Annotated in this window: 16 protein-coding genes; 8 read left to right on the forward strand and 8 right to left on the reverse strand. The window is 71.9% G+C overall.

Annotation, left to right across the window (positions count from 1 at the left end):
• Positions 1-30: 30 nt before the first annotated feature.
• Both sorA and sorB read left to right on the forward strand, forming a co-directional pair.
• Positions 31-1,224 (forward strand): SorA family sulfite dehydrogenase catalytic subunit, encoded by a 1,194-nt coding sequence (sorA, locus tag NYP07_RS17045; protein ID WP_268152549.1) that lies wholly within the window; start codon positions 31-33, stop codon positions 1,222-1,224.
• Positions 1,225-1,235: 11 nt separating this feature from the next.
• Positions 1,236-1,562: a SorB family sulfite dehydrogenase c-type cytochrome subunit gene (sorB, locus tag NYP07_RS17050; RefSeq protein WP_268152551.1), complete on the forward strand. Its 327-nt coding sequence runs from the start codon at positions 1,236-1,238 to the stop codon at positions 1,560-1,562.
• Between the two features lie 21 nt (positions 1,563-1,583).
• Here the strand turns inward: sorB and NYP07_RS17055 are convergent, their stop codons facing one another.
• From NYP07_RS17055 to NYP07_RS17075, 5 genes are all read right to left on the reverse strand, one after another.
• Positions 1,584-2,270: a protocatechuate 3,4-dioxygenase gene (locus NYP07_RS17055; RefSeq protein WP_268152553.1), complete on the reverse strand. Its 687-nt coding sequence runs from the start codon at positions 2,268-2,270 to the stop codon at positions 1,584-1,586.
• Positions 2,271-2,351: 81 nt separating this feature from the next.
• Complete coding sequence (locus NYP07_RS17060; protein WP_268152554.1) at positions 2,352-2,966, reverse strand: glutathione S-transferase family protein; 615 nt, start codon at positions 2,964-2,966, stop codon at positions 2,352-2,354.
• Positions 2,963-3,220, reverse strand: coding sequence for a hypothetical protein (locus NYP07_RS17065; protein ID WP_268152556.1), 258 nt, complete (start codon positions 3,218-3,220; stop codon positions 2,963-2,965). The genes NYP07_RS17060 and NYP07_RS17065 overlap by 4 nt, the downstream gene beginning before the upstream one ends.
• Positions 3,213-5,522, reverse strand: a complete 2,310-nt coding sequence (locus NYP07_RS17070; protein ID WP_268152558.1) for an FdhF/YdeP family oxidoreductase — start codon at positions 5,520-5,522, stop codon at positions 3,213-3,215. Before NYP07_RS17070 ends, NYP07_RS17065 begins: the two co-directional genes overlap by 8 nt.
• A 70-nt stretch (positions 5,523-5,592) precedes the next feature.
• Positions 5,593-7,278, reverse strand: coding sequence for an OFA family MFS transporter (locus NYP07_RS17075; protein ID WP_268152560.1), 1,686 nt, complete (start codon positions 7,276-7,278; stop codon positions 5,593-5,595).
• A gap of 198 nt (positions 7,279-7,476) precedes the next feature.
• On the opposite strand from NYP07_RS17075, the gene NYP07_RS17080 reads away from it, so the two are divergent.
• The 6 genes from NYP07_RS17080 to NYP07_RS17105 all read left to right on the forward strand — a co-directional run bounded on the left by NYP07_RS17080 (position 7,477) and on the right by NYP07_RS17105 (position 16,581).
• On the forward strand, positions 7,477-8,817 hold the full coding sequence (locus NYP07_RS17080) for a sigma-54-dependent transcriptional regulator (protein WP_268152562.1): 1,341 nt from the start codon (positions 7,477-7,479) through the stop codon (positions 8,815-8,817).
• The gene (locus tag NYP07_RS17085; RefSeq protein ID WP_268152564.1) at positions 8,817-10,133 is read left to right on the forward strand and encodes a sensor histidine kinase; all 1,317 of its coding nucleotides are present in this window, start codon (positions 8,817-8,819) and stop codon (positions 10,131-10,133) included. The genes NYP07_RS17080 and NYP07_RS17085 overlap by 1 nt, the downstream gene beginning before the upstream one ends.
• A gap of 82 nt (positions 10,134-10,215) precedes the next feature.
• The gene (locus tag NYP07_RS17090; RefSeq protein WP_268152566.1) at positions 10,216-11,247 is read left to right on the forward strand and encodes a serine/threonine protein kinase; all 1,032 of its coding nucleotides are present in this window, start codon (positions 10,216-10,218) and stop codon (positions 11,245-11,247) included.
• 156 nt (positions 11,248-11,403) lie between these two features.
• Complete coding sequence (locus NYP07_RS17095) at positions 11,404-14,019, forward strand: hypothetical protein (protein ID WP_268152568.1); 2,616 nt, start codon at positions 11,404-11,406, stop codon at positions 14,017-14,019.
• A gap of 10 nt (positions 14,020-14,029) precedes the next feature.
• Entirely contained in the window at positions 14,030-16,093 is a 2,064-nt protein-coding gene (locus tag NYP07_RS17100; RefSeq protein WP_268152570.1) for an ATP-dependent helicase, read from the forward strand.
• 110 nt (positions 16,094-16,203) lie between these two features.
• Complete coding sequence (locus NYP07_RS17105) at positions 16,204-16,581, forward strand: hypothetical protein (RefSeq protein WP_268152572.1); 378 nt, start codon at positions 16,204-16,206, stop codon at positions 16,579-16,581.
• A gap of 10 nt (positions 16,582-16,591) precedes the next feature.
• On the opposite strand, the gene NYP07_RS17110 is transcribed toward NYP07_RS17105, so the two are convergent.
• The 3 genes from NYP07_RS17110 to NYP07_RS17120 form a co-directional block, all read right to left on the reverse strand.
• Positions 16,592-18,658, reverse strand: a complete 2,067-nt coding sequence (locus NYP07_RS17110; protein WP_268152574.1) for a primosomal protein N' — start codon at positions 18,656-18,658, stop codon at positions 16,592-16,594.
• A 318-nt stretch (positions 18,659-18,976) separates the two neighbouring features.
• The gene (gene hemE, locus NYP07_RS17115) at positions 18,977-20,056 is read right to left on the reverse strand and encodes a uroporphyrinogen decarboxylase (protein ID WP_268152576.1); all 1,080 of its coding nucleotides are present in this window, start codon (positions 20,054-20,056) and stop codon (positions 18,977-18,979) included.
• A gap of 39 nt (positions 20,057-20,095) precedes the next feature.
• Positions 20,096-20,935, reverse strand: coding sequence for a D-hexose-6-phosphate mutarotase (locus tag NYP07_RS17120; protein WP_268152578.1), 840 nt, complete (start codon positions 20,933-20,935; stop codon positions 20,096-20,098).
• Positions 20,936-20,940: the final 5 nt, after the last annotated feature.

Here is a 20,940-nt window from a genome sequence, read left to right on the forward strand (position 1 = left end):
GCCTTTTTCCTGACTCGACAGGAGACCTCGATGCCCGCCCACCTCTCCCTGCGCCGCCGCGCGCTGCTGGCCGGCGGTGCCGGCCTGCTCGCCGGCCCGGCCGCCGCCTTCACCCATCCGTTCGCGAACGGCGAGCGCCGCCTCGTGGCCTACCCCGAGAAGCGCCCGCTGATCGTGCTGACCTCGCGCCCGCCCCAGCTCGAGACGCCGTTCGAGGTCTTCAACGACGGGCCGATCACGCCCAACGACGCCTTCTTCGTGCGTTATCACAACGCCGGCATCCCGACCTCCATCGACGCCGACACGCACCAGATCAAGGTCTCGGGCAATGCCATCGCCAAGCCGTTTGCGCTGTCGATGGCCGAGCTGAAGACGGCCTTCAAGCCGGTCGAGATCACGGCCGTCAACCAGTGCTCGGGCAATGGCCGCGGCCTCTTCAACCCGCGCGTGACCGGCGGCCAGCTGGCCAACGGCGCGATGGGCAATGCACGCTGGCTGGGCGTGCCGCTGAAGGACCTGCTGGCCCGCGCCGAGCCGAAGAACAGCGCGCGCCAGGTCGTCTTCAACGGCCTCGACGAGGCGCTGTTCGGCGGCGGCGACTTCGTCAAGTCGCTGGACGTCGCCCACGCGATGGACGGCGAGGTCATGCTGGCCTGGCAGATGAACGGCGCCGACATCCCCCTGCTGAACGGCTACCCGGTCAAGCTCATCGTGCCCGGTTACTACGGCACCTACTGGGTCAAGCACCTCAGCGAGATCGAGGTCATCGATTCGGTCTACGAGGGCTTCTGGATGAAGCCGGCCTACCGCATCCCCGACAACGACTGCGCCTGCGTCGAGCCCGGCACCGCGCCGGCGGCGACGCGGCCCATCGCCCGCCTCAATGTGCGCAGCTTCATCACGTCGGTGGCCGACGGCGCCCGCGTGCCGGCCGGCGCGCCGCTGGCCGTCAAGGGCATCGCCTTCGACGGCGGCCAGGGCATCCGCGAGGTGGCCTTCTCCACCGACGGCGGCGCCAGCTGGCGCGGTGCCACGCTGGGGGAAGACCTCGGCCGCTACTCCTTCCGCGAATTCCGCTTCGGCTTCACGCCCGCGCCCGGCCAGCACGACCTGCGCGTGCGCGCCTGGAACCGCTCGGGCCAGAGCCAGCCGATGGAGGCGCTGTGGCAGCCGGCGGGCTATATGCGCAACGTCGTCGAGTCCGTGCGCATCACGGCGGCATGAAGGGAATGAACATGAAGCTCTACCCCCTCGCGCTCGCCGCCCTGCTCGCGCTGCCGGCCCTGCCGGCGGCCTCCGCCCCCAAGACCATCACGCTGCCGCCCGACGGCCTGCAGCTCAAGCCCAGCGCCCTGCCCGGCTATGCCAAGGCCCAGGCGAACTGCGTGGCCTGCCACTCGGCCGAGTACATGGCCTACCAGCCACCCACGGCCGCCCGCCCCTACTGGGACGCGATGGTCAAGCGCATGAAGGGCGTCTTCAAGGCGCCCATCGCCGACGAGGACATGCCCGTCATCGTGGACTACCTCGTGAAGACCTACGGCAACGAGCAGCCGAAGTGACGCCGCCGCTGGGCCCACAGCTCAACCGAAGGCCAGCACGATGTCCCAGGACACCGCCATCGCGTCGCGCTCCTGCTTGCCCGTCGGCGTGCCGGGGCGGGAGATCAGCGTCTTGCGGTCCTCGGGCCCCTGCATCTTCAGCAGCGGGTCGGCCTCGTTCCTGGGCTCGCCCTCGAAATACATCTGCGTGATCAGCCGGCTCCTCTTGCCGCGCACGTCGAAGTGGATGTGCCGCGTGCGCGGGCCGTAGTTGCCGGGCTGGACGGTCTTGATCAGATAGCTGCCGTCGGCACCGCTGCGGATGCGGGCATAGCCCTGGAAGTTCGGGTCCAGCGGCGCGTCGCCGGTGTCGCCAGGATGCATGTAGCGCCCGGCAGCGTTGGCCTGCCAGATCTCGAGCACTGCGTTCGCGATGGGTTCGCCGCGCGGGTTGACCACACGGCCGCTGACGTAGAGCAACTGGCCGAGCGCGCGTGTCTTGTGCCCGGCGACGAGGCTGAGGTCGAAGTCCTGGTCCTTGGGCAGGCTCAGGGGATAGAAAGGTCCGAGCGCATCTTCGGCCGTCTCATGGCGCAGCGCCTCCTCGGCCAGGGCCCGGGACGCGCCGACCAAGCCCGCCGCACCCCAGAGCAACCGGCGCCGCGACAGGCGCGCAACCCCGGCTGGATGGCGGTCACCGTCTTGCTGGATGGCGGTCGGCGTCAGCATGGCATCCCCTCTCGAAGCGAGCTTGCTGGCGGATCCTAGGCTTCGCGGCGCTGCCCGGCGTCCTCTATGTTGAGGAATTGTTCAAGGCATGCCGTTGTCGACGAACTCGGCAAAGCCCGGCTGGCTGCTCAACCGCTGCAGCCAGGCGTCCACGGCCGGCAGCTCGGCCCGCGCGATGGGCGCGTTCTTCCAGCGCTGGGCCGACAGGCCGAGCACGATGTCGGCCAGCGTGAAGGCGTCGCCGCAGACATGGGCGCCGGTGCGGGCCAGCTGCGCATCGAGCATGGCCATGTGGCGGTTCCAGCTCGCGACGCTGGCCGCGACGGCCTCGGGCGCATGCGGCTGGCCGCGCACCAGGGCCATGAAGGCGACGCGCCAGGCGTTGTTCAGCTCCCCCGCCTGCCAGTCCATCCACTGCTCGACCTTGGCGCGCGCCTGCGGCTCGGCGGGCAGCAGCGCGGTGGCGCCGGCCTTGGCGGCGAGATAGCGGCAGATGCTGTTGCTCTCCCACAGCGTGAAGCCGCCGTCGATGAGCACGGGGATCAGGCCGTTGGGGTTCAGCGCCAGATAGCCGGCCTCCTGCGGCGAGCGGAAGCCCGCGCCCCAGTCCTCGCGGTCGAGTTCGAGGCCGAGCTGCGCGGCGGTCCACATGACCTTGCGGACGTTGATGGAGGTCAGGCGGCCGAGGAGCTTCATGGCAGTGGCGTCGGTTGATGAGCGGCCTCGCGGCCGGCGGGGGTGAGATGGGCGGTCCAGCGCCCCGCATCGTCGCAGACCAGCCGTACCCAGCCCGGGCCGGGCGCGCCGCCGACGACGGCGTCGCTCAGCGCCGTGCCCTCGCGCAGCAGCACGCTGACGCGCTGATCCAGCCGCTTGGCCAGCCGCGCCAGCGCCACGCCCCTGCCTTCGTCCAGCTCCAGCAGCAGGCGCAGCAGCGTGGGTTCAGCCATGCCGGCTCAGCACCACCGGAATGGACTTGGACGTCGGCGTGCGCGCGGTGAGCGAGAAGCTCTCCAGCGGCACCAGCGGGTTGGTCTCGGGGTAGTAGCTCGCCAGGCAGCCGCGCGGGATGTCGTAGGCGACGAGCAGGAAGCGCTCGGCACGGCGCTGCTGCACATCGGCCCCGCCCTCACCGACATAGAGGCTGGTGATGTCCACCCAGTCGCCGGCCTTGAGGCCGATGTCCTTCAGGTCGGCCGCGTTGATGAAGACGACGCGGCGGTGGCCGTAGACGCCGCGGTAGCGGTCGTCGTGGCCGTAGATGGTGGTGTTGTACTGGTCGTGCGAGCGCAGCGTCGTCAGCGTGAAGACGCGCACGTCACGATGCCGCTCGGCCACGCGCTCGACGGCCAGGTCGGTCGGCATCGGATGGGTGCTGAACTCCGCCCGGCCGCTCGGCGTGGCCCAGACGCGCTCGCTGGCCGTGTTGCGCAGCCTGAAGCCGCCGGGCGTCTTGATCTTGTCGTTGAAGCCGGCGAAATCGGGCAGCACGGCCGCTATCCTGTCGCGGATGGCGGCGTAGTCGCCGGCCAGGGCCAGCCAGGGCGTGCGGCTGCGCTTCAACGTCGCGGCGGCCATGCGGGCGACGAGCATAGGCTCGGAGAGCAGGTGCTCCGAGGCCGGCGCGTTCATGCCGGTGGACAGGTGGACCATGCTCATCGAGTCTTCCACCGTGACGCCCTGCGGCCCCGTGGCCTGCACGTCGATCTCGGTGCGGCCGAGCACCGGCAGCACCAGGGCCTTGCGGCCGTGCACGACATGGCTGCGGTTGAACTTGGTCGTCACGTGCACGGTCAGCTCGCACTGGCGCAGCGCGCGCCAGGTGGCCGCCGTGTCGGGCGTGGCCGCGGCGAAGTTGCCGCCCATCGCGATGAAGACCTTGCCCTTGCCGTCGAGCATGGCCTGGATGGCGCCGACGGTGTCGTGGCCGTGCGCGCGCGGCGGCTCGAAGCCGAACACCTGGCCCAGCCTGTCGAGGAAGGCCGGCGCCGGCTTCTCGTAGATGCCCATGGTGCGGTCGCCCTGCACATTGCTGTGGCCGCGCACCGGGCAGGCCCCGGCGCCTTCGCGGCCGAGGTTGCCGCGCAGCAGCAGCAGGTTGACGATCATCTGGATGGTCGCCACCGAGTGCCGGTGCTGGGTGATGCCCATGCCCCAGCAGGCGATGACGCGCTCGCTGCCGGCATAGAGGTCGGCCGCCTGCTCGATCTGCTCGCGGCTCAGGCCCGAGGCCTGCACCAGCGGCTCCCAGGGCTGCGTGCGCAGTTCGGCCAGGAAGGCGTCGAAGCCGTGGGTGTGCTCGGCGATGAAGCCCACGTCGAGCACGCGCGGCAGGCCCATCGCGATGGCGACGTCGTCCAGCTCGACGACGCGCTTGCACATGCCCTTGAGCAGCGCGAAGTCGCCGCCGACCTGGAGCTGGAAGTAGTGGCTGCTGATCGGCGCCGAGCCGAAGCTCAGCATCTCCAGCTTGTCCTGCGGGTCGGCGAAGCGCTCCAGGCCGCGCTCCTTCAGCGGGTTGAAGCTGATGATCCTGGCGCCGCGCTTGCGGGCCGCGCGCAGCTCGCCCAGCATGCGCGGATGGTTGGTGCCGGGGTTCTGGCCGAACACGAGGATGCAGTCGGCCTGCTCGAAGTCGTGCAGCGTGACCGTGCCCTTGCCGACGCCGATGGTCGGCCGCAGGCCCGAGCCGCTGGGCTCGTGGCACATGTTGGAGCAGTCGGGGAAGTTGTTCGTGCCGTACTCGCGCACGAACAGCTGGTAGAGGAAGGCGGCCTCGTTGCTGGTGCGGCCCGAGGTGTAGAAGATGGCCTCGTTGGGGTCGGGCAGGGCCTGCAGCTCCTGCGCGATCAGCGCGAAGGCGGCCTCCCAGCTCGTGCGCTGGTAGCGGTCCGTCCCGGGGTCGTAGGCCAGCGGCTCGGTCAGGCGGCCCGTGGCTTCCAGGTCGAAGTCCGAGGCCTCGGCCCATTCGGCCAGCGTCTTGGCGCCAATGACCTCGGGCGTCGCGCGCCGCGCGGTCGCCTCGGCGGCGACGGCCTTGGCGCCGTTCTCGCAGAACTCGAAGGTCGAGCGGTGGTCGCGGTCGGGCCAGGCGCAGCCGGGGCAGTCGAAACCGTCCGCCTGGTTGGCGTGCAGCAGCGTCCTGGCGCCCTTCACGGCCACGCCCTGCTCGTTGAGGTGGCGAGCCACGCTCTTCAACGCGCCCCAGCCGCCGGCCGGGCCGTCGTACAGCTCGATCTTCTGTTCGCTCATCGCTCGCACTTCAGGAAAAAGGCCCCGCGCCTCGAAAGGACGCGGGGCCCGTCAGCCTAGCAGGCCGGGGTCAGTGGAAGAACTTGCCCACGCTGACCAGGGTCTTGTAGACGCCCCAGGCCAGCGGCAGGCCGACGGCGGCCCAGGCCAGCACCAGGGCGAGCGTGGACGTGGCCGCGGCCTGGCGACGGCCGCTGCCCACCTCGGCCGCGGCGGCGCGCTCGCGGGCCAGCCGCTGCTCCTGCGCCAGCTCCTCGTCGCTCATGAAGTGGCGGGCGGCCACCGGGCGGATCATCAGGTTGGCGAGCAGGCCGACGGCCAGCATGCCGACGAGGATGACCATGGTCTGGTTGTAGACCTGCTCGCGCGGCAGGCCCAGGCCCAGCTGGTAGTCGCGCATGTAATTCACGACGACCGGGCCGAGGATGCCGGCCGTGGCCCAGGCGGTCAGCAGGCGGCCGTGGATGGCGCCCACCATCTGCGTGCCGAACAGGTCGGCGAGGTAGGCCGGCACCGTCGAGAAGCCGCCGCCGTACATGCTCAGGATCACGCAGGCCGCGCCGACGAAGGCCAGCTTGGAGCCCGCCGCCGCGCTGCCCGGCATGCTGGCGTAGAGCAGGCCGCCCAGCACGAAAAAGACCACATAGGTCGCCTTGCGGCCGAGGGTGTCGGACAGGCTGGCCCAGAAGAAGCGGCCGCCGATGTTGAACAGGCTCAGCAGCGCCGCGAAGCCGGCCGCCACGCCGGCGATGGCGGCGAGCTGGGCCTTGTCCAGGTCGACGAACCTGGCGGGCACGCCGATCAGCGCGCCGCCGAAGATCTCCTGCAGCATGGGGCTGGCCATGCCGATGACGCCGATGCCGGCCGACACGTTCATGCACAGCGCGATCCAGACCAGCCAGAACTGCGGGATGCCCCAGACCTTGCTCACATGCACATGGCGCTGCGTGATCATCGCGTTGCCGGCCTGCGCGGCGGGCGCGCTCCAGCCGGCGGGCTTCCAGCCCGTGGGCGGCACGCGGTAGCCGAGCGCACCGCCCATCATGAACACGAAGTAGGCGAGGGCCATCACGACGAAGGCCTGCGTGACGCCGACGCCTTCGGGCGTCGCGAACTGCTTCATCAGCTCGGCCGCCAGCGGCGAGCCGATCATCGCGCCGCCGCCGAAGCCCATGATGGCCATGCCGGTGGCCATGCCGCGCTTGTCGGGGAACCACTTGATCAGCGTGCTGACCGGGCTGATGTAGCCCAGGCCGAGGCCGATGCCGCCGATGACGCCGCTGCCGAGGATCATCAGCCAGAACTGGTGCATCTGGATGCCCAGCGCCGAGACCAGCATGCCGCCGCACCAGCACAGCGCCGACACGACGCCGGCCTTGCGCGGGCCGGCACGCTCCAGCCAGCCGCCCCAGATGGCCGCGGCGCAGCCGAGGAAGACGAAGAACAGCGTGTACATCCAGCCCAGCGTGGCGACGTTCCAGTTGCAGTCGGTGCGCGTGAACTCGGCGATGCCGGCGGCCAGGCCGCCGAGGAAGCCGGCGCCCTTGGAGCAGGCCGCGGCGCCGGGCAGCACCTTGGACAGCGGCAGCCAGAACACCGAAAAGCCATAGGCCATGCCGATGCACAGATGGATGGCCAGGGCCGCCGGCGGCACCAGCCAGCGGTTGAAGCCCACGCCGGCGATGGTGCGCTCCTTGTCGAGCCAACCGGCACTCCGGCCCGGGCCGGGCACGGCGTCAATTCCCACAGACGACATTGCAGTTTCCCTTCGACGTTGTTCGAGCCGCGGCTGCGGCCCGGGGCTTGCGCGTCTTCGCGCGCAAGGCGGCGCAGGATAGGGGCGCGTGCCGCGCGCCGCCGTGACAAACCGCCCAGGTAAACACTTAGGTGGGCGATACAGAGGTAACCGGGCGTTAAGGCCCGGAGGCGCGGAACCGCCCTATCCTCCGCCGCCATGCGACGTGTTCTGATCATTGACGACCATCCCGGCGTGGGCCAGGCGCTGGAGCTGCTGCTGTCCCTGCACGACATCGAGGCCGCCGTGGCCGCCAGCCCCGCCGAGGGCCTGGCCCTGCTGGAGCGGCAGGCCTTCGGCCTCGTCATCCAGGACATGAACTTCACGGCGGATACAACTTCGGGCGAGGAAGGCGAGCAGCTGTTCCGCGCGATCCGCGCGCGGCGGCCCGACCTGCCCGTCATCCTGCTGACGGCCTGGACCCGGCTGGACGCCGCCGTGGCCCTGGTCAAGGCCGGCGCGGCCGACTACCTCGCCAAGCCCTGGGACGACGCCAAGTTGCTGGCCAGCGTGGAGAACCTGCTGGAGCTGGGCGAGGCCAATAGCGAGATCGCCCGGCTGCGCGAGGCGCGGGCCGTGCGGCGCGCGGCGCTGGCGCGGCGCCACGACCTCGCCGGCCTGGTGTTCGGCTCGGACGCGATGCTGGCGCTGCTGGAGCTGGCCGGCCAGATCGCCGCGGCGCCGGTGCCGGTGCTCGTCACCGGGCCCAACGGGGCGGGCAAGGAGCGCGTCGCGGCCTTCGTGCACGCCAACTCGGCGGCGCGCGAAGGGCCCTTCGTCGCGCTGAACTGCGGCGCGCTGCCGGCCGAGCTGATCGAGGCCGAGCTGTTCGGCAGCGACAGCGGCGCCTACACCGGCGCGGCCAAGGCGCGCATGGGCCGCTTCGAGGCCGCGGACGGCGGCACGCTGTTCCTGGACGAGATCGGCAACCTGCCGCTGGCCGGCCAGGTCAAGCTGCTGCGCGTGCTGGAGACGGGCCAGTTCGAACGCCTGGGCTCCAGCAAGACCCGCCAGACCCGCGTGCGCGTGCTGAGCGCGACGAACGCGGACCTGCGCGCGATGGTGAAGTCAGGCGGCTTCCGCGAGGACCTGTTCTACCGCCTCAACCTCATCGAGCTGAAGCTGCCCGCGCTGGCCGAGCGCCGCGACGACGTGCTGCCGCTGGCCGAGCACTTCCTGGCCGGCCGCGGGCGGCTGGGCGAGGCCGCGCGCGAGGCCCTGCTCGCCCACCGCTGGCCGGGCAATGTGCGCGAGCTGAAGAACGCCGTCGAGCGCGCGGCCCTGCTCGGCCAGGGCGGCGAGATCACGCCGGCCCTGCTGGGGCTGGACGAGGCGGCCGGCAATGGCGGCGCCTGGCGCAACCTCGACGAGCCCAGCCGCGAGGCGGTCGTCGCGGCGCTCGGCGCGGCCGGCGGCGTCGTCAGCCGCGCGGCGACGCAGCTCGGCCTGTCGCGCCAGGCGCTGTACCGGCGGCTGGAGCGTTATGGGATAGAGCCCTGATGGGCCTGCGCCTGTCCCTGCGCGCCCGGGCCCTGCTGGCCCTTGCGGTGGCGGCCGTCGTACCGCCGCTGGTCGTGCTCGGCGTGCGCCGCGCCGGGCTGGAGGCGGGCGCCGCCGGGGTCGCCGCCGTGCTGGTGATGCTGCCGCTGCTGGCCTGGCTGGCGGCGCTGTGGCTGGCGCCGCTGCTGCGGCTGACGCGGGCGCTGGAGGGCGCCGTGCTGAGCTATCGCGACGGCGACTTCAGCCTGAACCTGGCGCCCGAGGCCCCCGGCGAGCTGGCCGTGCTGACGCGGCTGCACGCCGAGCTGGGCCTGGCCCTGCGCGAGCAGCGCCAGCACCTGGCGCAGCGCGAGCTGCTGCTGGACACCGTCGTGCAGAACAGCCCCGTGGCCCTGGTGCTGACCGGGCCGGGCGGCCGCATCGCGATCGCCAACCTGGCCGCGCGCCAGCTGCTGGGCGACGGCCGCAGCCTGGCCGGTCTGGACTTCGGCGCCGTCATCGCCCGCCAGCCCGAGGCGCTGCGCGAGGCCCTGGCCGGCGAGGCCGACCGGCTCTTCGCCGTCACGCTGCAGGACGGCGGCGAGGAGACCTTCCACCACAGCACGCGCAGCTTCCGGCTGCAGGGCCAGCCGCACCGGCTGCGGCTGCTGCGGCGCATGACGCGCGAGCTGTCGCGCGCCGAGGTGGCGACCTGGAAGCGCGTCATCCGCGTGCTCAGCCACGAGCTGAACAACTCGCTGGCGCCGATCTCGTCGCTGGCGCACAGCGGCGCCGAGCTGGCGCGCCGCGGCGACCGCCAGCGGCTGCCCGGCGTGCTGGCCAGCATTGGCGAACGCGCGGCCCATCTGCACGGCTTCCTGGCGGGCTATGCGAGCTTTGCCAAGCTGCCCGCGCCGCGCCGCGAGGCGGTGCACTGGCCGGCCTTCCTGGCGCGCCTGGCGACGCTGGCCGAGTTCCGCATCGACGGCGCGCCGCCCGCCGAGCCCGGCTGGTTCGACCCGGCGCAGATCGAGCAGGCGCTGCTGAACCTGATGAAGAACGCGCACGAGTCCGGCAGCGCCACCGACGCGGTCGCGCTGCGCCTGGGCCTGCAGGGCGGCGAGCTGTGCATCGAGGTGCTGGACCGCGGCCCCGGCATGAGCGAGGCCGTGCTGGCCCAGGCCCTGCTGCCCTTCTACTCGACCAAGCGCGCCGGCACCGGCCTGGGCCTGGCGCTGGCGCGCGAGATCGCCGAGGCCCACGACGGCCGCATCGCGCTGGCCAACCGCGACGACGGCGGCCTGCGCGTCGCGATCACGCTGCCGCAGCCCCCGTGAGCGATTGCGCGCGGGCGCCGGCTTTGTCAAGGCGGGGGATGGCGGCGACCTGGGGTCACCCCTAATATGCCGCGCCATGCGCATGCCCAACCTCTCCCTGCCACCGCCCGCCGCCGCCGCGCCTCTGGACGAAGGCCAGGCCCTGGGCGTGTGGCGGCTGATGAAGCCGCTGCCCGACGGCGAGCAGGCCCATGCCGGCCAGTGGTACAGCGCCCACCACGCGCTGGCCACCGAGCAGCAGGCCGCCGTGCTGGTGCTGGACCGCAGCGACCAGGGCGCCGGCGTCATGCTGCGCTATGCCGACCAGGCCGGCGACCTCGCCGGGCTGCAGCACCCCAACATCGCGGTGCCCAGCGACAGCGGCGTGACGCCCGACGCCCATCCCTATCTGATCGTCGAGGGCCGGCATGGCGCGCCGCTGCTGCCGCAGCTGTCGGCCCTGGGCCTGCAGCAGCGCATCGAGCTGCTGGTGCAACTGTGCGAGGCGCTGCGCTCGGCCCACCAGCAGGGCTGGCTGCTGGCCGAGCTGGACCCGGCCATGATCTGGCTCGGCCCCGAGGGCGGCGTGCGCCTGATGGGCCTGGGGCTAGCCCGCATCCCGGACCCGACCGACCCTTTCGACCGCGGCCTCAGCATCGGCGCGTCGCCGGCCTTCGTCGCGCCCGAGCGCCGCAACGGCGCGCCGCCCACGCTGGCCAGCGAGGTCTACGGCCTGGGCGCCCTGGCCCGCGGGCTGATCTGCGGCTGGGAGGACACGCCGCGGGGCCTGGCGCCCAGGCGCGGCAGCGCCGGCGACCCATGGCCGCTGATGAGCGGGGCGCAGCAGATCCGGCTCGACGCACTGCTGCGCGCCGCGATGGCCGAGTCGCCCGAGCTGCGCACGCGCGGCGCCGAGGGCATGGCCGACGAGCTGCGCGACTGGCTGGGCCAGGGCCCGCAGCGCAGCGCCGCCGAAATGGCCGAACCGCCCGCCGAGGCCGGCCCCAGGCGGGCCTGGTGGAAGCGCTGGCTGTGGCTGGGTGCCGCCGCCGGGCTGGCCCTGCTGGTCCTGAGCGCCCGCGTCACGGAGCCGCAGGCGACGACCGCCGCACCGGCCGGCCAGCGCCAGGGCTGACCTCCGATCGGGGGATGGCCTGGGGATGCGCCGCGCGCGGCGCTCGGCAACAATGCGACCCCCGACTTTCGGAGTCCCCATGGCCCGTCCGTTGCCCGCGCCCCTGACCGCCGCCCAGCCGGCCCCCACGCGGGCCTGCCCGCGGCAGCCGCGCTGATGGCTGCCGTCGGCACCCAGCCCGCCCCCACCGGCCTGCTCGGCCTGGGCGAGTTCAAGCTCAGGCTGCCGGCCACGCGCCTGCAGTGGCTGGCCCTGCTGGCCGCGCTGGGGCTGGGCGCGGTCGGCGCCGAGCTGGCCTGGCACCACCCGCTGTCGGGCCCGCTGGCGCTGGCGGCATGGGGCGCCGTCGCGCTGGCGGCGGCCGTGTTCTGGGTCAAGACACCCCTCCTCGTGCTCGCGCCGCTGCCGCTGATCGGCCTGGCGCCATGGACGGGCTGGATCACTTTTGAAGAGCTGGACCTGCTCGTCACGGCCTGCGGCTGCGGCGGCTACCTCGCCTATGCGCTGCAGCTGAACGCGCGCGACCGCGCGCCGGCCTGGCGGCATGCGCTGGTCTATTCGCCGGTCGTGCTGCTGCTGATCGCCGCGCTGGCGCTGTCGGCGGCCTGGAGCATGAAGCGCGGTTTCGCCGATGCCGGCGGCTTCGAGTTCGGCTGGTTCCAGGGCTATCACGAGGCGATGAACTCGGTGCGCAACGCCAAGGCCATCTTCCTCGTGCTGGCCCTGCTGCCGCTGTGGACGGCCGCCGCCGCGGCGCGCCCGCGCGGCTTCGCGCGCGGCCTGCTGCTGGGCCTGGTGCTGGCCCTGCTCGGCGGCAGCGCGGCCGCGCTGTGGGAGCGCCTGGCCTACACCGGCCTGCTCGACTTCTCCACCGACTACCGCACGACGGCGCTGTTCTGGGAGATGCATGTCGGCGGCGCGGCGCTGGACGGCTTCCTCGTGATGACGCTGCCCTTCGCGCTGCTGGCCCTGCTGCGCACGCGCTCGCCGCTGAACTTCGGCGCCGGCCTCGTCATCCTGCTGCTGGCCGCCTATGCGGTGCTGACGACGTTCTCGCGCGGCGTCTACCTCGCGCTGCCGCTGGCCCTGGTGCCGATGGTGCTGCTGGCCGACGCCCAGCGCCGCCGCGCCGTGGCCGCGCCGGCCGACAGCAGCCACATCGACGGCTCGACCGGCGCCATCGACGCCCCGCTGCCGCGCGCGGCCAAGCTGGGCGCGCTGGCCATGGCCGGCGCCTTCGCGCTGGCGGCGGCCCTGGTGTTCGGCGGCGGCGGCTATCGCGGCCTGGCGGCGCTGTTCGGCGTGATGGTCGTGCTGCTGACCATGCCGGCCAGCCTGTGGAAGCCCGGCTTCGGCCAGCGCCTGACCGCACTGCTCATGGGCGCGCTGCTGGCCCTGCTGCTGGCCGCGGCGAGCTGGGTGCTGTCCACGACCGTGCCCAAGGCGGCCTATGTGCTCAACGTCGTCGCCCTCGTCGCCTGCGGCCTGCTGCGCTGGCGCGACGAGCCCGGCCAGCTGCGCCCCGTCTACACGCTGCTGGTGACGACGGCCTGGTTCTGGCTGCTGTCGACGGTGGTCATCGTGGCCGACTACTGGGGCGGCACCGCGGGCCGCTGGACGGCGCTGGCCGCCGGCCTGGCGCTGGCCGGCCTGTGGGCCGCGATGCTGCTGGAGCCGCGGCTGTGGCCGCTGCAGGGCGCCGGCAGCCATGGCGCCGCCGGCTGGCGCAAGCGCGCGCTGCTGGTGGCGGGGCTGATGCTGGTCATGGCCGTCGTCGCGGCGCTGGGCGGCGGCGCCTATCTGCGCGACCGCGTCGCCACCTGGAAGGAGGACGGCCAGACCCGCCTGACGCACTGGCGCGAGAGCCTGCGGCTGCTGCACGGCGGCCGGCAGTGGCTGCTGGGCAAGGGCGCTGGCCGCTTCGTCGCGAGCAATTTCTACGATGGCCCGGCCGCCGACCAGATCGGCGACTACCGGCTGCGCCACGACCCGACCGAGTTCTACCTGGCGCTCGCCGCGGGCAAGCATGTGCTGGGCGGTGGCGAGCAGCTCCACGTCAGCCAGCGCATCCCGGCGCCGGCGCCCGGGCCGGTCACCCTCCAGCTCGTCAGCCGCACCGCGGCCGAGGCCAATCTCGTGCTGCAGATCTGCGAGAAGAACCTGATCTATCCGGACCGGTGCAGCGGCATCGAGCAGACGCTCAAGCCCCCGCAGGCCGAAGTTGCGGCGGATGGCGCCAGGCCTGGCGCCGCTGGCGGCTGGCAGACCCGCGAGTTCAAGCTCGGCCCGGTGCCGGCGCTGGGCGGCGACTGGTGGGCGCCGCGCTTCGTGACCTTCTCGATGGCGCTGGACACGCGCGGCGCGCGCGTCGACATCGCCCGCATCGCCATGCAGGACGCCCAGGGCCGGCAACTGCTCGTCAACGGCGACTTCAACCGCGAGATGGCGCGCTGGTTCTTCTCCAGCGACCGCCATCACCTGCCCTGGCACACCAAGAACGCGGCCCTGCATGTGCTGTTCGAGCAGGGCCTGACGGGCCTGGCGCTGCTGACCGTGGCCTGGCTGCTGGCGCTGCTGCGCCTGAGCTTCGGCCGCGGGCGCGACCACCCGCTGGCGCCGGCCATCGTCGCCGCGCTGATCGGCTTCGGCGTGGTCGGCGCCTTCGACAGCCTGCTGGACGCGCCGCGCATCGGCTTCATCTTCTTCACGCTGCTGCTGCTGGGCCTTGGCTTGCGCGCGCTGCCGGGGGAAGGCGTCGCCCGAGTGGCATGATGCGCGCCCCATGTCGTCCGCATCGCCGTCCGCCGGCCTGAACCCGGCCCAGCTCGCCGCCGTCCACCACCTGAGCGGCCCCTGCCTCGTCATCGCCGGCGCGGGCTCGGGCAAGACGCGCGTCATCACGACCAAGATCGCGCAGCTGCTGGTGTCCGGCTACCGGCCGAGCCAGATCGCAGCGATCACGTTCACGAACAAGGCCGCGCAGGAGATGCGCGAGCGGGCCAAGGCGCTGGTGGGCAACAAGGCGGCCAAGGATCTGGCGATCTCGACCTTCCATTCCTTGGGCGTGCGCCTGCTGCGCGAGGAGGGCGCGCGCCTCGGGCTGAAGGAGCAGTTCTCCATCCTCGACAGCGACGACGTGCTGAACGTGCTGAAGGACGCCGGCGGCACGACCGACATCAACCAGGCGCGGCGCTGGCAGTGGACCATCTCGCTGTGGAAGAACCAGGGCCTGGGGCCGGCCCAGGCCGCCCACGCCGCCAAGGACGAGGACGAGCGCGCGGCCGCCGCCGTCATGCTGCGCTACCAGGAGCGCCTCGCGGCCTACCAGGCGGTGGACTTCGACGACCTGATCACGCTGCCGCTGAAGCTGCTGAGCACCCACGCCGAAGCGCGCGAAAAGTGGCAGACCAAGCTGCGCTATGTGCTGGTGGACGAATACCAGGACACCAACGCCGTCCAGTACGAGCTGCTGAAGGCACTGGTGGGCGAGCGCGGCATGTTCACCGCCGTGGGCGACGACGACCAGAGCATCTACGGCTGGCGCGGCGCGACCATCGAGAACCTGAAGCGGCTGCCGCAGGACTTCCCGGCGCTCAAGGTCATCCCGCTGGAGCAGAACTACCGCTCCACCGGCGCCATCCTGCGCGCGGCCAACCACGTCATCGCCGGCAACCCCAAGCTGTTCGAGAAGAAGCTCTGGAGCGAGTACGGCGACGGCGAGCCCATCGCGATCCTGGAGGCCGACGGCGAGGAGCACGAGGCCGAGCGTGCGGTCGCGCGCATCCAGCAGCTGCGCGCCGACGGCAAGGGCCCGCAGTTCAAGGACTTCGCCATCCTCTACCGCGCCAACCACCAGGCCCGCGTCTTCGAGCAGGCGCTGCGCCGCGCGCAGATTCCCTACAGGGTGTCCGGCGGCCAGAGCTTCTTCGACAAGGCCGAGATCAAGGACCTGTGCGCCTGGCTGCGCCTGCTGGTGAACCAGGACGACGACCCCGCCTTCCTGCGCGCCGTGACGACACCCAAGCGCGGCATCGGCCACACGACGCTGGGCGCCCTCGGCAGCTTCTCGGCACAGTGGAAGTGCAGCATGTTCGAGGCATTGTTCTCCGAGAGCCTGGCCACGGCCGTCACGGCGCGTGCGCTGGCCCAGCTGCACGAGTTCGGCCGCTATGTGAACGAGCTGCAATACAAGGCGAAGCACACCGAGGGCCACACCGCCGCGCATGCGCTGCTGATGGAATGGCTGAAGGACATCACCTACGAAGCCCACCTGATCGACAGCGAGGAGAACGAGAAGGTCGCCCAGGCCCGCTGGGGCAATGTGCTGGACTTCGTCGACTGGATCGCCAAGCGCTGCGGCGGCCAGCACAGCGAGGAAGGCGGCGTCAGCTTCACCGAGCCCAAGCAGAGCGTGCTCGACGTGGCCCAGACCATCTCCGTCATCCTGTCCCTGGCCGAGCGCGGCGAGGAGCAGGACCAGGTCACGCTGACCACGCTGCACGCCTCCAAGGGCCTGGAGTGGCCCCATGTCGTGCTGGCCGGCGTCAACGAGGGCCTGCTGCCCTTCAAGCGCGAAGAGGTCGAGCTGACGGCCGAGGCCCTGCAGGAGGAGCGCCGGCTGATGTATGTGGGCATCACCCGCGCGCGCACGACGCTGGCCGTCTCGACGCTGCGCCGGCGCAAGAAAGGCCGCGACACGGTCGTGGGCATTCCGAGCCGCTTCCTGGCCGAGATGAAGCTCAACGAGGGCAGCGGCCGCGAGGACCCCAGGGAAAAGCTCAAGCGCATGCGCGCCGAGCTGGCCGCCAAGGCCGCCGCACGCGAACAGCTACCAAATCAAGGCTGAATCGCCCATTCGCGGGGGTCCCCCCCAAGCGCGTGAAGTCTTCACATCCCGGCCGCGCTAGGCTGCGAACAATGCGATCCAGCCCCTTCGTTTCACGGTGAGCCCGCATCATGAAAGCACTGGTCCTTGCTGCTGCCCTCGCTGCCCTGAGCTCCACCGCGCCGGCCGGCGCCGGGCATGAGGCTCATCCGCAAGCCGTGACCGACACCGCGACCGCCACCCTGATCGCCGACGCCGGCCGCCTCGGCTCGGCCAGCCTGACGGCGCTGAACGGCAGCAGCCACTGGACGCCCGCCCCGCACGACAGCGCGGCCGACGGCGATTTCGGCGGCATCGCCGCCCAGCTCGACGCCGGCATCCTGCTCATCGCCCTCGGCGCGCTGGTGCTGGGCCTGGCCCGCCCGCTGGGCCGCCTGCTGCGCCGCCAGGAACAGCAGCGCCGTGCCACCGCACTGGCCAGCACGCTGGGCCACGCGCCGCACGGCTGAGCGGCTTCACTCAGATCGCCAGCGGATCCACATCCACGGCCCAGCGCAGTACGGCCTTGTGCTCGCGCTTGAGCGCGATCAGCGCCGGCACCCACTCGCGCAGGAAGGCCTGCAGCCGCACGCGCTGGCCGGCCTCCACCAGCATCTGCATGCGCTCCACGTCGGCCACGCGGGCCACCGCATGCGGCACCGGCGGGTAGACGAGCACCTGCGCGTCCGGCAGCAATGCCGCGGCCGCATCCAGGAAGGCCTTGGCCGCGTCGGCCGTGCGCGCTTCGGCGCGCAGCAGCGCCAGATGCGAGAACGGCGGCAGGCTGGCCGAGCGGCGCTCGGCCAGCTGGTCGCCGGCGAAGCGCACATAGTCGTGCCGCGCCAGCGCCTGGTAGAGCGGATGGTCGCGATGCCAGGTCTGCACCCACATCTCGCTCGCTGACTCGCCCGCGGCGTCGCGCCCCGCCCGCCCGCCGGCCTGCATCAGCAGCGCGAACAGGCGCTCGGGCGCGCGGAAGTCGCTGCTGAACAAGGCGCCGTCCGGGTTCACGGCCGCGACGAAGCGGATGCGGCGGAAGTCGTGGCCCTTGGTGACCATCTGCGTGCCGACGAGGATGTCGACCTCGCCGTCGTGCACGGCCTGCAGCTGGGCCTCCAGCTCGCCCTTGCGGCGCGTGGAGTCGGCGTCGATGCGCAGCACGCGCGCGCCGGGCAGGGCCTCGGCGAGCTGCTCCTCCAGCCTCTCGGTGCCGCGGCCGATGGGCGCGATGTCGTGGTTGCCGCAGTTGGGGCAGGCATGCGGCACGCGCTCGGTGAAGCCGCAGTGGTGGCAGCGCAGCGTGCGGTCGCGCTTGTGGAAGACGCGCCAGGCGCTGCAATGCGGGCAGTCGCTCTTCCACTGGCATTCGCCGCAGTGCAGCACCGGCGCATAGCCGCGGCGGTTCAGGAAGACGAGGCTCTGCTCGCCGCGCGCCAGGCGCTCCTTCAGCGCGGCCAGCAACGGCGCGGTCAGCGCGGTGGTCACGCCGGCCGAAGGCGGCAGCGCCTTCATGTCGAAAAGCCTGACCTTGGGCAGCGCGCCGCCGCCGATGCGCGCGGCCAGCGTCAGCCGCTCATAACGCCCACTCTCGGCGTGCTGCCAGCTCTCCAGCGACGGCGTGGCCGAGCCCAGCACGACCGGCACCCTGAGGTCGTGGGCGCGCCACACGGCCAGGTCGCGCGCCGAGTAGCGGGCGCCGTCCTGCTGCTTGTAGGAGGGGTCGTGCTCCTCGTCGACGACGATCAGGCCCAGCTTCGGCAGCGAGGCGAACACGGCCAGCCGCGTGCCGAGCACGAGGCGCGCACGGCCGAGGTGGGCGGCCAGCCAGTTCTGCAGGCGCTGGGCCGGCGTCAGCGCGCTGTGCAGCGACACGATCGCCAGCGGCTCGGGCAGCAGGGCCGCGAAACGCTCGGTGAAGCGGGCTTCCAGCTGGGGTGTCAGATTGATCTCGGGCACCAACACCAGCACCTGCCGGCCGGCCGCGAGCGCCGCCTCCGCCGCACGCAGATAGACCTCGGTCTTGCCGCTGCCGGTCACGCCGAACAGCAGCAGGGGCTTGGCCGCGCCATCGGCGATCTGCGCGCCGATGCGCGCCACGGCGGCAGCCTGCTCGGGCGCCAGCTCGGGCCGGACCGGCTCGGGCAATGCGACAGCCTTGGCCGGCTTGCGGTCCAGCTTGCGCAGCCTGGCGGCGAGTTGCGCCGGCGACAGTTCGCGTAGTTGCGGCGGCAGCACCGCACTGGCCAGCTCGCCGACGCTGCGCTGGTAGTAGCCGGCCGCGAAGTCCAGCAGCCGGCACCAGTCCGCGCCCAGCGGCGGCAGGGCGTCGAAAACCGCCGCGACGGGCTTCAGCGCCAGCCCTTCGGCCGGCTCGGCGGCGCCGGGCCAGACGACGCCCAGCAATTCGCGCTTGCCCAGCGGCACCCGCACCAGCGAGCCCGATGCGAGCGCCTGCTCACTGGCGTAGTCAAGCGGGCCCTTCAGGCCGCTGTGCTGGGGCGCGTCGACGGCGACGCGCAGCACCGCGCCAGGTCCGGAATCAGCCAAGCCAAGCTCCGTGCGTTTCATGAAGCGCTGGCTGAGCTAGCGGCTGCAAGTCCATGATTTTCAAAGGCTCCCAGGTTGCCCACAATTTCTGTGGATAAGTTTGTGAGCAAATCGCCCGCGCTGCCGTCATGCCCGTCTGCGGTGCGCCGGCCAAGCATTCGCGGGCTTCGACGGGCTTTCACGGCAAGCCTTGAAAATCAAGCACTTAGCAAGAATCCGGGAAAACTCTTAGGTGCGCCGCACCAAACCCAGAACCCTTCGGTCGCATCCCGATTTTTGGGGATAAGTCATCGGGCAAGTGCAGATTTGGCGGATATCTCAGGCCGCTGCACGCTGCTGGCGCGAATAGTTGTGCACCTCGTCCACCAGCGCCGTCACGCTCTCGGGCGGCGTGAACTGGCTGATGCCATGACCCAGGTTGAAGACGTGGCCGCTGCCGGCCGCGGGCCTGCCGAAGCTGTCCAGCACCGCCCGCGCCTGGGCGCGCACGGCCTCGGGCGGCGCGAACAGCACATTGGGGTCCAGGTTGCCCTGCAGCGCGACGCGCTGGCCGACGCGGGCGCGGGCGGCGCCGAGGTTCATCGTCCAGTCCAGGCCCACGACGTCGGCGCCCGCGTCGGCGATTTCGTCCAGCCACGGGCCGCCGCCCTTGGTGAACAGGATGCGCGGGATGCGCCGACCCTCGTGCTCGGTCTTCACGGCCGCCAGCACCTGGCGCGAGTAGGCCAGGCTGAACTGCTGGAAGGCGCCGTCTGCCAGCACGCCGCCCCAGGAATCGAACAGCATGACGGCCTGCGCGCCGGCCTCGATCTGCGCGTTCAGGTAGGCGGCCACGGCGCGCGCATTCACGTCCAGCATGCGGTGCATCAGGTCCGGGCGCGAATACATCAGGCTCTTCACGAGCCGGTAGTCGTCGGAGCCGCCGCCCTCGACCATGTAGCAGGCCAGCGTCCAGGGGCTGCCCGAGAAGCCGATCAGCGGCACGCGGCCGTTCAGCGCACGGCGGATGGACGTGACCGCGTCGAAGACATAGCGCAGCTTGCTCATGTCAGGCACTTCGAGGGCCGCCACGGCCGCCTCGTCGCGCACGGCCTTGGCGAACTTCGGGCCCTCGCCTTGCTGGAAGGACAGGCCCAGGCCCATTGCGTCCGGCACGGTCAGGATGTCGCTGAACAGGATGGCCGCGTCGAGCGGGAAACGCTCCAGCGGCTGCAGCGTCACCTCGGTCGCGTAGTCGGTGTTCGTCGCCAGGCCCATGAAGCTGCCGGCCTTCTCGCGCGTGGCCCGGTACTCGGGCAGATAGCGCCCCGCCTGGCGCATCAGCCAGACGGGCGTGTGATCGGTCGGCTGGCGCAGGCAGGCGCGCAGAAAGCTGTCGTTTTGGAGGGGGGCGAACATCGCCGGATTATCGGCGCCGCCCTCGCGCCGCCCTCTGATTCAGAGCAAGCTCAGGCTCTGCCGCCCCACCCAGTTCTCGCCGGCCTGCAGCTCGATCGGGCGGCCGATGCTGGCCGCCTCCACGCAGAGCATTTCGCTCCAGCCTTCGGGCGGCATGTCGGCCAGCTTCGCGCAGCGCTCGGGGCCCGGGTTCCAGACCACGGCATCGTCGAAGCCCTGCTGCTGGATGACGACCTGGCGGCGGTCTTCGGTCACGAGCAGCGGGCGTTCCTTCACGCCGAAGTAGATGCGGTCCAGGTCCAGCACGCCCTTCTCGCCGGTCAGCAGCAGGTCCATGCGCTGCAGCGCCTCGGCCTGCTTGACGCTGTCGAAATAGCGCAGGCCGGCCAGGCCTTCGACGCTGACGGCATCGAGGTCGGCCACGCGCAGATAGGTATGCAGGGCGGCCGTGAACTGCAGCGGCGCGTCGCCGGTGTTCTCGCAGGCCAGCTCGATGTCGAGGCTGCGGCCGGACACGCGCACGCTCAGCTCCAGCTCGAAGGCATGCGGCCAGATCGCGCGCGTCGCATCGCCGTCCCGCAAGCGCAGCACGGCCAGCGCGTCGTCCTGGCCCTGCTCCTGGCTGACCAGTTCCCAGGGCAGCGTGCGCGCGAAGCCATGCCGAGGCAGCGGGCCGCGGTCGGAGAACTGCGGAAAGATCACCGGCACGCCGCCGCGGATGGCCTTCTTGCCCGATGCGTACTCGCTGCGCGGCGACAGGTAGAGCTGCTCGGGCGCGCCGGCCGGCTGCCAGGACAGCAGATGGCCGCCGTTCAGGCTCATCGTGGCGGTGGCGCCGTCGGGCGCGGTCAGTCGGATGACGTCGTTCGTCGCAGTCATGGGAT

The sequence above is a fragment of the Pelomonas aquatica genome, from assembly GCF_026712205.1.
GTDB classification, from domain to species: domain Bacteria; phylum Pseudomonadota; class Gammaproteobacteria; order Burkholderiales; family Burkholderiaceae_C; genus Pelomonas; species Pelomonas aquatica.

Bases quoted from the DNA above. Each gene is read 5' to 3' on its own strand.
- NYP07_RS17075 (WP_268152560.1), bottom strand. From the start codon at position 7,278: ATGTCGTCTGTGGGAATTGACGCCGTGCCCGGCCCGGGCCGGAGTGCC.
- NYP07_RS17105 (WP_268152572.1), top strand. From the start codon at position 16,204: ATGAAAGCACTGGTCCTTGCTGCTGCCCTCGCTGCCCTGAGCTCCACC.
- hemE (WP_268152576.1), bottom strand. From the start codon at position 20,056: ATGTTCGCCCCCCTCCAAAACGACAGCTTTCTGCGCGCCTGCCTGCGC.
- NYP07_RS17120 (WP_268152578.1), bottom strand. From the start codon at position 20,935: ATGACTGCGACGAACGACGTCATCCGACTGACCGCGCCCGACGGCGCC.
- NYP07_RS17070 (WP_268152558.1), bottom strand. From the start codon at position 5,522: ATGAGCGAACAGAAGATCGAGCTGTACGACGGCCCGGCCGGCGGCTGG.
- NYP07_RS17080 (WP_268152562.1), top strand. From the start codon at position 7,477: ATGCGACGTGTTCTGATCATTGACGACCATCCCGGCGTGGGCCAGGCG.
- NYP07_RS17090 (WP_268152566.1), top strand. From the start codon at position 10,216: ATGCCCAACCTCTCCCTGCCACCGCCCGCCGCCGCCGCGCCTCTGGAC.
- NYP07_RS17100 (WP_268152570.1), top strand. From the start codon at position 14,030: ATGTCGTCCGCATCGCCGTCCGCCGGCCTGAACCCGGCCCAGCTCGCC.
- NYP07_RS17060 (WP_268152554.1), bottom strand. From the start codon at position 2,966: ATGAAGCTCCTCGGCCGCCTGACCTCCATCAACGTCCGCAAGGTCATG.
- NYP07_RS17065 (WP_268152556.1), bottom strand. From the start codon at position 3,220: ATGGCTGAACCCACGCTGCTGCGCCTGCTGCTGGAGCTGGACGAAGGC.
- NYP07_RS17095 (WP_268152568.1), top strand. From the start codon at position 11,404: ATGGCTGCCGTCGGCACCCAGCCCGCCCCCACCGGCCTGCTCGGCCTG.
- sorB (WP_268152551.1), top strand. From the start codon at position 1,236: ATGAAGCTCTACCCCCTCGCGCTCGCCGCCCTGCTCGCGCTGCCGGCC.
- sorA (WP_268152549.1), top strand. From the start codon at position 31: ATGCCCGCCCACCTCTCCCTGCGCCGCCGCGCGCTGCTGGCCGGCGGT.
- NYP07_RS17085 (WP_268152564.1), top strand. From the start codon at position 8,817: ATGGGCCTGCGCCTGTCCCTGCGCGCCCGGGCCCTGCTGGCCCTTGCG.
- NYP07_RS17055 (WP_268152553.1), bottom strand. From the start codon at position 2,270: ATGCTGACGCCGACCGCCATCCAGCAAGACGGTGACCGCCATCCAGCC.